This is a genomic window from Providencia sp. PROV269, from assembly GCF_028477785.1.
Lineage (GTDB): Bacteria > Pseudomonadota > Gammaproteobacteria > Enterobacterales > Enterobacteriaceae > Providencia > Providencia rettgeri.
In genome coordinates, this window is sequence record NZ_JAMPLV010000005.1 from 47,173 (window position 1) to 61,643 (window position 14,471).

At 34.8% G+C, this 14,471-nt stretch carries 12 protein-coding genes and 1 pseudogene; 2 read left to right on the forward strand and 11 right to left on the reverse strand.

Annotation, left to right across the window (positions count from 1 at the left end; translation table 11 throughout):
• Positions 1–36: 36 nt before the first annotated feature.
• From PR683_RS08200 to PR683_RS08250, 11 genes and pseudogenes are all read right to left on the reverse strand, one after another.
• A complete protein-coding gene (locus PR683_RS08200) occupies positions 37–1,020 on the reverse strand; it encodes a fimbrial protein (RefSeq protein ID WP_109912633.1) in 984 nt (327 codons plus the stop codon).
• A 3-nt stretch (positions 1,021–1,023) separates the two neighbouring features.
• Entirely contained in the window at positions 1,024–1,749 is a 726-nt protein-coding gene (locus PR683_RS08205; protein WP_109912634.1) for a fimbrial biogenesis chaperone, read from the reverse strand.
• 6 nt (positions 1,750–1,755) lie between these two features.
• A complete protein-coding gene (locus tag PR683_RS08210; RefSeq protein WP_267747875.1) occupies positions 1,756–2,004 on the reverse strand; it encodes a FimD/PapC C-terminal domain-containing protein in 249 nt (82 codons plus the stop codon).
• Positions 2,005–2,028: 24 nt separating this feature from the next.
• Positions 2,029–4,236: pseudogene (locus PR683_RS08215) on the reverse strand (fimbria/pilus outer membrane usher protein); the annotation flags it as partial.
• A 131-nt stretch (positions 4,237–4,367) separates the two neighbouring features.
• Positions 4,368–4,901, reverse strand: a complete 534-nt coding sequence (locus tag PR683_RS08220; protein WP_004907996.1) for a fimbrial protein — start codon at positions 4,899–4,901, stop codon at positions 4,368–4,370.
• Positions 4,902–5,110: 209 nt separating this feature from the next.
• Positions 5,111–5,413, reverse strand: coding sequence for a helix-turn-helix domain-containing protein (locus PR683_RS08225; RefSeq protein ID WP_109912636.1), 303 nt, complete (start codon positions 5,411–5,413; stop codon positions 5,111–5,113).
• Between the two features lie 508 nt (positions 5,414–5,921).
• Positions 5,922–6,908, reverse strand: a complete 987-nt coding sequence (locus PR683_RS08230) for a fimbrial protein (protein WP_109912637.1) — start codon at positions 6,906–6,908, stop codon at positions 5,922–5,924.
• On the reverse strand, positions 6,909–7,643 hold the full coding sequence (locus PR683_RS08235) for a fimbrial biogenesis chaperone (RefSeq protein ID WP_109912638.1): 735 nt from the start codon (positions 7,641–7,643) through the stop codon (positions 6,909–6,911).
• A gap of 23 nt (positions 7,644–7,666) precedes the next feature.
• A complete protein-coding gene (locus PR683_RS08240; RefSeq protein ID WP_210850704.1) occupies positions 7,667–10,141 on the reverse strand; it encodes a fimbria/pilus outer membrane usher protein in 2,475 nt (824 codons plus the stop codon).
• An 86-nt stretch (positions 10,142–10,227) separates the two neighbouring features.
• Complete coding sequence (locus tag PR683_RS08245) at positions 10,228–10,758, reverse strand: fimbrial protein (RefSeq protein ID WP_109912640.1); 531 nt, start codon at positions 10,756–10,758, stop codon at positions 10,228–10,230.
• Positions 10,759–11,432: 674 nt separating this feature from the next.
• Positions 11,433–13,004 carry an AbgT family transporter gene (locus PR683_RS08250; RefSeq protein WP_004907990.1) on the reverse strand — a complete coding sequence of 524 codons (1,572 nt, stop codon included), beginning with the start codon at positions 13,002–13,004 and terminating at the stop codon, positions 11,433–11,435.
• A gap of 457 nt (positions 13,005–13,461) precedes the next feature.
• On the opposite strand from PR683_RS08250, the gene PR683_RS08255 reads away from it, so the two are divergent.
• Both PR683_RS08255 and PR683_RS08260 read left to right on the forward strand, forming a co-directional pair.
• Entirely contained in the window at positions 13,462–13,842 is a 381-nt protein-coding gene (locus PR683_RS08255) for a DUF1992 domain-containing protein (protein WP_004907989.1), read from the forward strand.
• 198 nt (positions 13,843–14,040) lie between these two features.
• The gene (locus PR683_RS08260) at positions 14,041–14,448 is read left to right on the forward strand and encodes a DUF2628 domain-containing protein (protein WP_115167987.1); all 408 of its coding nucleotides are present in this window, start codon (positions 14,041–14,043) and stop codon (positions 14,446–14,448) included.
• Positions 14,449–14,471: the final 23 nt, after the last annotated feature.

Consider the following 14,471-nt stretch of genomic DNA (forward strand, 5'->3'; position numbering starts at 1 on the left):
AATATAACACCATAGAAAAAATGTCAATTAACACTCTTAATATGAAACAACAACTCGAACTGTTTTAGAAAACGGACCTGAAGCGATGGTGCTACCTGCTATCTTGCTTAATGTCGCAGTAAAAGGGACACTAATCGGTGATTGTGGCATGATTTCGCCAATACTGTAACTTTCATTATAGTTAATATCAGTTGAATTACGGGTTAATAGTGTTTGTAATCCATTACCCATATCGAGATATTTTCCGCCTAGCACCGTATTATTATTTGGTTCAAAACGAACTGATATATTCAGCCCTGTTTCGCAGTCCTGTGGCACTGACATACCTAAATTAAAAGTTCGGCTAACCACATCTCCCGCATTCATTTGTTTAGGTGAAATCGTGTCAAAGTTTACACTCCCCCCATTAGAAGCCGTAATATTCACCGCCGGCGCAGGGCAGAGTAAGGTTAAGTTACCTTTAATTCGCACATAAGTTGGTCCGCCTAAATCCTTGCCTAAATAATCCACATGAGTTCCTAATAAAAATAACCCAGTATCAAAAGGTTTAAGAGCATTAGCCCCCTTATAAACATAGAAGTTATACATGAAAGCAATATTACGTGTAATTCCTGTCTCTGGTTGACTCCAATACCCTAAATAAATATTTGGAACAGTTGGATTAGTTATCGTTACTGGATTAGGCGATGAAATTGCATTTTGTTGTGTCACACTGACACCACTATTAATCAACAATGTTTTAATTGCATTCGGCATTGTATTTTTAAAGTAAACAGCATTAGTTGTACTTGATGAACCAGTAAACTCACATCTCATTGATATATATGAGCTCATTGCTGATGTCAATAAGGTACCATTTGGAATTGAAGCACTACTATTTGCAATATCAAAGGTTAATTCTTGTTCTATAGATGTAGCTCCTGAACTCGGTACACAATTATTAACTGCAGCTACTGATTGAAAACTTAGCAAAAATAAAGATAATATAGCGAATGCATTTATTTTTTTCAAAATTAACATAACTTACCTCTTATCCTTTTCATTTGACAAGGAACAAGTTGTATTACATGTATATTTCAATAAGTTTGGTGTTCCATAATCATCAATATAAGTCACAATCATTTTTGGTGATTTCACTTGTTTATCTGATAGTAAATATGTTGCATTGCTATTTGGCTTCACAACAATTTCTTTAAAATCAGGAACTTTAGATTCATTATCATTAACATTAATCACAACAATGTGATAGGGAGTCGGGTTAGTTAATTTTAATGATTTTCCCACTTTCTCCACTTTCAACTCTTTTTGCCAATCATTATTAGGGTATTTTTTCAATTCACTCGGGCGATAAAATAATTTAAAACGTGATTGAATAACAATTTCAACTGCATTTTCTAGCTTAGTTTTCGGTGGAATACCCAAGACATTAAAATAAAATAATGACTCTTGGTTGTTCGGTATTTTCACATCATTTTTTGATAAACTAATTCTAACCTGCTTCTTTTGATTTGCTTCAACACGTTGTAATAAAGGCAAAGCAATCAGTGGTTCTGAAATTTTTTCGCCATTTTCATTTTCGATCCATGACTGGACTAAATAAGGATCTTTTTTATCAATATTTTCAATCACAACGCTAACACCTTTACTTGCTTCATCATAAATAACGCGAGTACGGTCAACAGAAATTGATGCATGTGTGTATGTGCTAATTAAAATTAAAGCACTCATTATTAATTTAAGTTTTTTCATAATTTTCTATTCTTTATTACAGGTTATGTTTTTACTGGTTAAATGAGTTTGTTTACCTAGCATAATTCGACATGACTGGTCACCACTCCATTTAACTATTAATTGTTGGTCTGGCTGGAAGCCCGTTAAATAAACTTGCCCTTCCTCTGCAATCATTCCCAATACATTTTTATTATCAGAGCCATAAACTAAAGCACCAAATGGAGGCGTATTGCCGTCAGGGAATTTAATTGTGACTAACGCTTTTTCACCCACTAATGTATTGAGTTTTGAATAACCAACCGCACCATCAGTTAAATTTGATTCAATCACGCTGTCATCAATGCTGACATTGTCTGGTACATTATTAAGATCCACATACTGGGTCGACCTATAATAGGTTGGAACATTACTAATTGCGGCTAAACCAAACCCATTCGTGACTGATTCATTTTTATTAATTGATACCCCTTTAGCCTTATCTGTATCAATAACCATACGAGCTTGGTTATCATAAACTCGTCAGTGTAAGACTGGGCCTTGACTGGTAATGGTCAAAGAGCCGTCTAGAGAACCACTTAATGTATGGTAGTCTTCGCCATAGGAACCCGTTAGTTGTGCAGTACCATATTGCGTGTCACGATAAACGGATGCATTCATTGTTGCATTTTCAAAAAAGTCTTTACTTGATAAACCTAAACTAACGTTATTATCATTAATTTTAGAGTTGTAATTAATATTACTATTATATTTCTTATCAATATCATTATAAGAACTAAAGTATTGAATCCGTGAATTTCTTTCACCACCAAATGGGACGCTTAACGAAAGGTATGCTTGCTTAGAGCGCTTACCTTTTACGTAACTACTTTCACCGACCGATAATGATAAAATCGCATTATTTATAAAACTTGTGTTAATTGTTTTATTAAACGATAAATTAAGAGTATTGTTATTTTTTGATTCTTTCCAATAACTTTCCCGCGAGTAACTTAAACTTATATCAGCCTGTATATCAGGGAGTTGTTGTGTAAAAGAAGTCGTAAATACATTTTTCTGCCGATAATGTGGTGTTAACGGAGTTTCTTTTAAACTAATATAGTCATTCACTGACATAAAGCCTTCGTTAGAAAACTGATACCCTGTTAAATCCAGTCGACTCGAATTTGAAAAACGTTTTGCATAATTAATACGGTAACTTTCACCAGTATGTAAAAAGATATCCTGTAGTTGGTTTCTCGACTGTGTAATATCAAAAGATATTGCACCAAAGCGTTCCATATTTACCCCAACACCCGCATTATAGGCATGGTATTCATCATTAGAGGTTGCGAAAACACCACCAAAAATAGACAAATTGTTGAGGATCCCCCAAGAGGCTTCAGTTGATATAAAATCATCATTAATGTTTTTATATCCCATTGGGTCTAACCGACCTGCATTTAGTTTATATTGCACCATGCCTGGGCGTGTTAAAAATGGAATATTAGTCGAGGAAACTTGGTACTCACGTATAGAGCCGTCTTCCTCTGTAATTTTAACATCAAGAGCCCCCGATAAAGAGGAACTTAAATTATCAATTGAAAAAGGCCCTGGTGCCACTTTCATTTGATTCAAGATACGTCCATTTTGCGAGATAGTAACCGTCGCATTACTTGTCGCGGTTCCTGTGACACTCGGTGCATACCCTCTTAGAGAAGCCGGTAACATGTTCTCATCAGTAAAGACACTAACACCGTTAAAACGTACAGAATCAAATACATTGCTTACTGTATAATATTTACCCGCAAAAAATTTTGCAGATAAGCTAGGTAAATCTGTAAATAAATAAGTTTGTACCCATTTAAAATTATCATTTTTATTATCATTAAAATCTTTTTGGTATTGATAATTACTGCGGACACGCCAACGCCCTACATTCGCACCAACAGAACCGAATGAGCTAAAATTATTAATATCTCGAGTATTCTTATATTTAATATAGTTTTCAACAAGGTTGTAATCCAAGACGAGCGCATTAACCCCAACTTCCCGCTGCATAGGCGGAACCCAATTGTCATCAGAATACTGAAAGTAAGCTTGAGGTATTGAAAGCATTAACTCTTGCTTTTCATCATCGAATCTAGCCTGAATGTTTTGATCCTGTGATGTAAGATCATAACACTGACCATTTCCCCATGTAGGCACTTCTTTAATAAAATCTTCTTTTAACCCAATAACTTCTACTAAGCTTCTAGAAATACAAGGTTGTATCTTTTCATCTTTTTTTAAAAAATTTATTTGATCAAAATAATTAATTCTTCGACCATTTACCGATACATTAGAAAAATAAGAACCTTCACTAATTTTATTTTTCTCAAATGCACTTAGATCTATATTAGTATTACCCAAAATAGATAATGCGTCTTCATTAAATTGAACAGAATCCGCATTAACATAGTAAGTGTAAAACAATAAACTAGATACTAAACTAGTCACTATGTTTTTATTAAAATTGTTCTTTTTCATTAGCCGCAATATTCTATAATGGATTTATTGAATGAACTCATATAACTGAAAATGCTGTGAAGCAATTGCTATACACAGCATAATCAGCAAATATAAGATTTATTGTTTTTTTAATATTTTTATATTAATACTTATTGGTAATCTAAAACGTAAGCGACTGTAGATTTAACAGAACCGGCTGTAGCTGCACCTAATGCCTGCATACGAGCAGATAAATTAATAACATTTGTCCCTGCATTTAAGCTTTGCTCAACAGTATCATTTGTTTTTAAATTTGTTCCACTTGCATTTTGGAATAACACACCAACATTGGTAGCAGTACCAGTATTTGCCCATAAGGTGCCTGCAGCATCCATTTGGCCCGTGAATTTAACTGTTACCTTAGAATAATCAGTACCACTTGCAGTAGGGTCCAAAATACAATCTGTTAATTCTAATGTAAAATCAACATTTGGACCTTGTGAACCAGCTGTTTGTAATGATGCCGCTGGAACAGAACCTAATTGAACTTCTTTATTAACAGAAGAAGGTGCAATAGTACAAGCACCAGTATTCACTGTACCATTAAATTCAATAGTACCACTTCCTACATCCGCAGCGAATGAAGTTGATGCAGCAGTGAATGTTAATGCGATAATTGAAGATGCTAATAGCGTCTTTTTCATTTTAAACCCTTATTTCATGATATTATTAATATATACTAAGGAAATACCTTAGTTGGTACACAGCCATACCAATAGTATTATTGATATAACTAGAATTCAGTTAACTTTATTCATATCATTATTTTAATGACTTGAGATGTCCGATAACATGTGAAGTAATATAACTACTAACATGAACCGTAAATATAAGGAGATCCTTAAAACAAGCACTAACCTTCGTTTTTTTTATTTTTTGAATAAAAACCATGACTCAATAATGAATTATATTCAGAGGTCCAGCTATTTGATTGTTCTATATCTTCAAGGAAATAATGAACACTGACTTTAAGGAAGTCTGCAATCATAACTAATGAATCGATATCTATTCTGTTAATACCTCGTTCATAGCGAGAAAACTGTTGTTGACTAACATTCAAAGCCATTGCCACTTCAGTTCCCGTTAGCCCATACTCCCTTCTAAGCTTCTTTATTCTGCTCCCTACTATTTTGGCAATAGGATATCTAGCTGCCATTTTTATTTCCTTTCTGAAAAATACAAAGTAGATACTGAATAACATAAGAATAACTAACTGCGAGCAATACTAATTAAATAAAATAAAAATAACAAACTCACATACGAGTAATAAATAAAACCAAACATTAATTTTATTTATTAAAATCTCTGATTTTTGACTATTAATATATGATTTACCCTTAATATAAGTAAGGTTTATGAAACATTATCTAGCGAACTCGTCATTTTTCGGGTAAACACCATCACTAAATATAGTTACTTATCTCATATATTTTAAAAATACAGTTTTTTTATCTAAAAAATCTTCAATGTAAAATGTTATTAATTAACCTGACGTTAACATTTTCTTTTTAATGGAATTTTATATCCCCAAGATAGAGTGAAACATACATCTATAAAATAATAAGACTTAAAGCTATAAATGACTAAATTGATTGAAAGCATGAAAACAAAAAAGCCCATCATATTCAATATGATGAGCTTTCATGAAATAAAATGAGGTAACGTTAACGGTATGAAAATAATACATTTACAGTATTACTAAATTGTCCTGATTTAATTGGATCATTACTTTTATTCGATAATTCAGCAGTATATTGGTAGTTTCCAGGTCGTTGCTGAGAAATTTGACCTTTATAGTAATACTGGTCAAAGTTGATTTCCTGTCCTAAATTTTTATCCGTAATTGCAATTTGTAACCCATTGTCAAACATCAAATATTTTTTATTCACAACACCACTGTTACTTTGAAAAGCCACGCTAACTTCAAGTGCCGCTTCACAAGTAGAAATAGGCGTTAACGTGATATTAAAATTCTCTTTAACCGTTTTACCATTATTGAATTGCTCAGGAGTAAGCTCTTTAAAATCAACGACTTTATCGCTCATTGTTACTATCGGAGTGGGACAATAATTAACCAACTTCCCAACTAGACGGATAGTATATAAGTCTCCTATACGTTTCCCTACTCCATCTGTATGATAACCAATAACAAAATTTCCTGTATCAAAAGATTTTAGCTCACCATATCCTCTTTTTAGCGTAAACACATGCCATAACCCAATATTTTGCGTACCTACCCCCCAATAACCTACTTCTAAACGCGGTGTGTTCGGTGCCGTGATCTCAACAACCTTGCTAAGGCTATAAGAATGTTGATAAACCTGAATACCACTAGATAAGAGATATGCCTTAGTCTGGGCTGGCGTTTGGTTATAAAACCAAATCGTTCTATCAGCTACAGACCCCGAAAAATTACATTCCCATGCCATCATCGAGCGTCCACTGCCTAACTCAGTGCCTGTAGGAATAGGACCAGGAGTTGTATTCATATCAATCGATATCAAAGGTAGAGGAAACCAGGCATTCCCGCTGCCAGGTTTACAATTTACCCCCGCATAAGACGACGCTCCTGAGAGTAATAATAAAGACCCTAATATGCCTTTAATCAGTCTTTTCTTGTGATCTTTTTTTGTATGATTAAAGCTTTTCATTTATTTTTTCGCCTGTGGTAATAACTGGCAAGATTGTGATGAATCACATTGGTATTTATTAAATTTTAATCCGCCAAAGTCATCAATATAAGCAACCTCAAAACTGTTTAAAGATGCGTTTTTTAATGTGACAACTGCATCACTGAAAGGCGCAACAACAGTTTCTGGAAATTGGTTATCCTTGCTTCTATCCACATTAATATTCGTAACAATAATATTAAATGGTGTTGGATTAGTTAATTTTAAGCTTCCCCCTTGCTTAGCGACTTTAAGATCCTGTTGAAAATCTTTATCGGCAGATAATGGGTAATTAATTCCTTTTGGGCGATAGAACAGTTTCAACCGTGATTGGATGGTAAACTGCACCACATTCGCTTCTTTGCCTTGTGGTGGGATTCCAAGAACATTGAAATATAATAAACTTTCTCTATCTTGCGGTAAGGTGTTCAGCCCTTCCATATGCGTAATTTTAATTTGTTTTTTCTGTAGCGGCCCTATTTTCTGTAAAAAGGGTAGTGCCACTAAAGAGTTTGTTAATTTATCGCCTTTGGCGGTTTCTATCCATGTCTGTGCTAAAAATGATGATGTTTTATCTTGGTTATCAACAACTACACTCGTACCGCCATCCGCTTGATTCAAAATAATACGAGTCCGGTCAAGCCCTAATACTGCGTGGGCTTGCGTCATTACGCCAGATAATAAAACAACCGAAATTACCTTTTTAAAGAATGTCATTTTTCACCCATTTTTTCGTTATTTTACTGATTGCACATGATGGCATCACTGCTTTTTACCAGAATACTGTCGGCAGAGAAGCTGCATGACTTTCCTTCTCCCCAGTTGATACTTAACTGGTCGCCCATATTTAACCCTGTTAAGTAAACAATACCGGATTCTGCAATGATCCCAGAAACTTTATTATTCGAGGTATTTGTCACCACTGCGCCTAGTGGTGGGTATTGGCCATTCGCCAATTTAATCCGTGAAATTAATGATTTGCCGATGTCAGCATCCATTTTGATATAACCAATAGCGCCATCCGTCAGTGCCGTTTCTAAAACGTTATCTTCAACGTTAACAGTATCCGGCAAGTTGTTAACATCCACTTTATATTCCATATTGTAATAAGTCGGTACATTACTGATGGTCGCTAACCCAAGGTCATTGGTGATGGCATGGCTATTTTCAATGATGACACCTTTCGCTTTAGGGACATCAACCACTAAGCGAGATTGGTCACGATATGTTAATCGATGCGCGGAAATACCATGTTGAGTCGCTGTGATTGAACCACTCACCATAATACTCGCTGAATTCATTGAGTCGGATAATGCCCCACTCATTTGCAACTGCCCTGTATCACCACTGTGTGAAATAAACGCATTCACACTTCCTTGAGATAAACCGTCTTGAGTTGATGCTGTCAGGTTATAGTTTGTATCTTTATTCACATAATTACTGTAGTTGACATTATTAGTATAGCGCTTATCTTGATCACTATAAGAAGCAAAGTAAGAGATTGAGGCATTTTGGCTTTCAGTCTGTAATGGCCGACTTACCGATAAATAAATTTGATTATCTGTTTTATCACGGGAGTTACGCGATTGATTTAAAGATAAAGAAACGCTCCCTCCTTTCATAATTCCTTCATCAAAGAATTTATTTAATCCAATGCTAAAATAGTTATTTTGTTTGCCGTTCCAATAGGTTTTGCGTGATGCTGTAATATTCGCACTCGCATTCATAAAATGTAATTGCTGTGCATATGACAGTGAAAATACATGTTTATCTTTATCCAATTCACCTTGCGAGTTATCACTAAAGTTCTTTTCAACAAAATTAGATAATGAATTAAATGTACGGTCAGCAAAGCGGTAACCAGTTAAAGTTAATTGCCCATCAATACTCGGTAAATTTTTAGCGTAATTAATACGATAGCTCTTTCCTGTTTCTCTTGTACCCACATCGGCATATGATTGAGTTACATCAATAGAAAGAGCACCTAAGAAACCTAAGTTTTGACCAACACCAAGGTTGATTGCTCGATATTGATTGTTTGATGTAGCAACCAAGCCACCAAACACTGAAGTGTTGTTGAGAACCCCGATAGAACTTTCAACTGTTATAAAATTCTTATCGATATTTTCATTATTTTCTGGCGAAAGTTGCCCTAAATTCATGGTATAGCGCACTTGGCCTTTACGGGTCAAAAATGGAATATTCGTGGTAGTGTATTGGAACCTGGTTTCTTTACCATTATCTTCAATCACAGTAACATCAATTGTACCCATCACAGACTGGCTCAAATCTTTAATAACAAAAGGCCCTGCGGGTACTTTAATTTGGCTAATAATTCGCCCATTTTGAGATAAAGTCACGGTCGCATTCGATGCTGCAACACCAGTTATTTGCGGTGCATACCCTCGGAGGTTAGGTGGCATCATACTTTCGTCAGTAAAGACACTTATCCCTTTAAAGCGTACACTATCAAACAAATCAGATTTAATATAAATCTCGCCGACAAATAATTTTGCCGATAAACTCGCCATATCTCTGAATGCATAAATTTGCTCCCATTCAAAGCGGCTTTTTTTATCATTACTGCTGTCAACTAGCTTATTTTCATATTGATAATTCGCACGTAAACGCCACTCAGCAAGGTTAGCACCCACATTACCAAATGCGCTGAGGTTATTACGATTACCAGAATCTTTTCGGTAAAAATTATTATCACTAACCGTATAATCTAAAATTAAACCAGCAATACCGTAGTCACGTAGCTCAGGACTAATCCAAGATGAATACACCGCTACAAGGTATTTTTGTGGAATAGAGATTGTCAGAACTTGATCGCTGTCATTAAAATCGACAGTGACATTTTTATCCAACGCACTAATATTGATACAATGGTCTTCTTCCGAAGATAGTAATATTTCTTTTGCATCTTCAGTTAATGGAAAGCGTTTAATAACACTCGCTGTAATACAAGGTTCAATTATTCCATCATGGCTAATAAATTTAATTTTTTCGCCACGTAAAATTCTCTTTCCATTTAAAACAATATCTGTTTCATACAAGCCTTCACTAAAGTTATTTTTTTCAAAATAGCTTAAGTCAATATTATCATCAACAGATAAATTCAGTGCATTTATATTAAATGTTTCTGCATTAGAGTATCCACCACATACAAGAAGTGAAATGATATAACAAATATTTTTTTTCTTAAAATACATGATTTCACTCTTTTAATTAAAAAATGCAGAGAAAATGCTTTACGCCAAAACGGCGTAAAGCAATTAGCAAGTAAATAAAGATGATGTTACTCGTAGCTTAATACATAGTTCGCAACAGAATTAATACTACCGGCTGTCGCTGCACCTGTTGATTCTACTTGGGCAGATAAAATAATTGTTGTTTCTGCTTCTTTTAATTTTTGCTCTAAAACATCACCAGGTTTGATTGCTTTTCCATCATTATTAAAGAATGCTACGGCAATATTATCTGCACTACCTGTATTTGCCCATAAAGTTGATTTAGTTGCATCTGGTTGTCCATTAAATGCAATTTTAACTTTAGAATAAGGCGTTCCTGGTGTACCTGAATCTAACTGGCAATCTTGTAATTTTAATTCAAAAGCATTTAGTGGACCTGTTTTACCTGCAGCTCCTAAGTTTGCAGCTGAAATACTACCTAATTGAACTTCTTTATTTATATCTGAAGGTGCGATAGTACATGCACCACTATTAACTGTACCTTTAAATGTAATTTTACCTGAACCAGCATCCGCAGCCATTGTAGAAATAGAAGTTGTTGTTAGTGCCAAGAAAACTGCGATTAATGTTTTATTCATCTTGCGTACCTTATTAGTTAATAATTAATTTCTAGGGATTTATTTAATTTCTGAACGAGATGAATAATACTCAGCATTCGAGTTAAACGATACAACTGAAATGTGTATTTAACTTGTAGAGTGTAACCAAACATAACCACCATAACTAATTGAAATTTAATAAATAATGAATTTACCCCCTTCCAATTTAAAGTTAAAATCCTGATGGTCACATAAAAAAACACGAATAACCCAGAATTAAAAGCTGAAAGATTAAAAATAAAAGGAATTAAATGTTGATATAAATAAAAACAAAAGAATTTAAATAAAAAAAAGAAAAAACACAAACTAAAACATCATAAATACTCTTAAAATGCACTTATAGAGACATTTATTTACATCCATTCAAGGTTCTGTTACCAATTCAATAAAAAATAAAGTATCAATCCATCCACATATAAATAAATCATTTATAAAACAATAAGCTAAATTATTATTAAATATTTCAATACACCCTCTTTTATAATTTACTTTAAGCTATTTTCGCAAAAAAACTCGTTCATCCTCTTTTTTATGTGAAAATAAAAGTAAAAAATCAATTAATAGAATGAGATACTGACATTTTATCTTAATCATAAAAAAAGCTGCCTTAATAAGCAGCTTTTTTAGTTTTATATAAAGAAAATAAACTGTACTTAACTTCCCGGCGTGAAATAAATTGGTGAGCCAGGGCCGACAGGGATGCCCAACACAAATACCCAGACAATAAAGAATAATGACCAGCCGATCAGGAAAATAATTGAATATGGCAACATCATTGAAACTAATGTTCCTATTCCTGCATCCTTCTTATATTTCACAACAATCGCCATAATTAAGCCAAAGTAACTCATCATCGGCGTAATAATGTTCGTGACCGAGTCACCGATACGATACGCGGCTTGAATAGTTTCTGGCGCGTAGCCCGCCAACATCAACATAGGTACGAAGATAGGTGCTGTGACAGCCCATTGTGCGGATGCAGAGCCAATCATTAAGTTAATAAATGCGCAGATAAGAATAAAGCCAATAAACAGTACACCACCATGAAGGTCAATACTATTTAAGAAGTTGGCACCTTTAACCGCAATAACTTGCCCGATGTTTGTCCAACCAAAGAAAGCCACAAATTGCGCAGCAAAGAAAATAATAACCAAATATAAGCCAAGCGTGCTCATTGCGCCAGCCATTGCATCCACGATATCCTTATCAGAGCGCATGGTTTTAGCAATATAGCCATACACAATACCGGGGACAGCAAAGAAGACAAAAATAAAGACCACTATCCCTTTTAAGAACGGCGAGTTACTCACTAACCCAGTGTCTTGGTTACGTAATATTCCATTTTCTGGTACTACCATTAACGCCAAAAGTGCTGCCAATCCCCAAAAAGTCACAGATGCCCAAAATAAGGCTTTTTTCTCTAACGGAGTGACATTTGCCGAGGCATAGAGGCTATTTTCATCATCATCTACTGCACCGCCGGTGTATGGGCCAAGTTGTGGCTCAACAATTTTTTCAGTGATCAAATAACCTAAAATAGTGATTAAAAACGTACTGGCAAACATAAAGTACCAGTTTGCTTCTGCACCCACGATATAAGTTGGATCAATGATTTGTGCGGCTTGTTGAGTGATACCCGACAATAACGGGTCAACCGTGCCTAATAATAAGTTTGCTGAATAACCTCCGGAAACACCAGCAAATGCCGCAGCAAGGCCGGCTAAAGGGTGACGACCTAATGAATGAAAAATGATAGCTGCGAGCGGAATAAGTACCACATAACCTAACTCTGCCGCGGTATTTGACATGATCCCAGCAAACACGATCGCCATTGTGGTTAATTTTCGAGGGGCTTTGGTGACAACCAAACGCATGGCAGCGGAAAGTAAACCTGCTCGTTCAGCAATCCCCACCCCTAATAATGCGACGAGTACCGTTCCTAACGGTGCAAAGCCTGTAAAATTAGTGACGACATTCGCAATAATTTTTCGGATCCCTTCGGCATCCAATAAACTCACAATATGAATAATACCATCTTCTGCGCGCCCTTTTGCACCTTCGGGACGAGGGTCTGGCACGCTGACACCGAAGTACTGACCAATTGCCGAGGAAACTAATAAAATCGCAATTAAAATAATAAATAAAATAACAGGATGTGGTAGAGCATTGCCTAGCCACTCAACCGTTCTTAAAAAACGGCTTCCCTCTTGCTTTTTTTGTTCCATATTTTCTCCTTATAAACAAGAAAAACGGACATTACACAATGTTTTTGCTTTTTGCTATTTACAAATAGATAATTCTAAATTAACAAAATACACACAAATCAGACATAAAATTCAACATAATTAGGACTAACTCCATTTTATCAGCTATTAATATTATTAATTTAGCTAAAGAAGATAATTACAACCAAAATAGTTTTAGTAAATTAATTTCGATAAGTGTGGTCAACATAACAATTTTTATATTATCTATGGCTTTTTTTCGTCATTTATCACTAATTAAATATCATTTTCTAGCGGTTTTATTTTATATAAATCTGAAAACCCTTATTTATCAATACTCGATAAAACCTTACTTATAACTCGGAATAACAAACCTAATAAAGCATAATATGCCAACTTTATTTACACTGTCATGGAAGGTTATAATGTCAGAAAATTAACTCATGGAGCCTCTATAATGTCAGTTATCGACCTTTGGGCTGAACGCCACATACAAGAAGCACTAAGCAGAGGAGAACTTACAAATTTAGCAGGGGAAGGTAAAGCTTTGCAGCTTGAAGATGATAGCCTGGTTCCGCCTGAACTCAGGGCTGGATATCGGATATTGAAAAATTCAGGTTATTTACCCGCAGAATTACAGCAAAGAAAAGATGCACTGACACTTAGCCACATGTTACAAAGCCTATCAGTGGATGACCCAAATTATACATCAATGAGTAAACAGCTGGCTTTGCTTGAATTAAAGCTCAAGCAAGCCAATGTCAATACCGATTTTTTACATGGTAATTATGCAGATTCAATTTCTGAACAAATAAATAATAAACCAAATAGCAAATAGCAAATAGCAAATAGCAAATAAACTTATGTCAAATAGTAACCGAGTAAATATACGAGTAATTTGCCATTTTCTATAGTTTCTTAACACTTTTTTAAGAAAGCTCCGCAATAATCATATTAAGACTATTTCCCCCTATATTTATGTGAACATCTCAGTATTATCAACCTCGACTTTATTATTAATAGACAAGGGATAAAGATGGAACAGAAACAATATTCTAGTAAATGGCAAAAACGTTTTGATTTCTTTGATAAGTATGGTGCACCTAATACACCTGAATTCAAAGCAGCGTTAAAAGCCGCCTCTTTCGGTGAGCGTATTCTCATTAACATGAACATTTTTGCTTTCTTCTTCGGTATTATTTATTTCCTGATTTTAGGACTTTGGAAAAAAGGGTTAGTGATGCTTGGTATCACTATTGGGGTTGGTCTGGTTTTGAATATTATTGATTTTATGATTGGTGGAACTATCCCAAATGCAGTTTATACCGGGGTATCTGTCGGTATGTCCGCAATGTGGGCAATGATTGCTAACTATGCTTATTATATTAAAGAAACCAAAGGATTGGATAATTGGAATCCGTTTGAAGGGATCCGAATGCTTTAAGTGACGATCAAATCAAAGTTGGC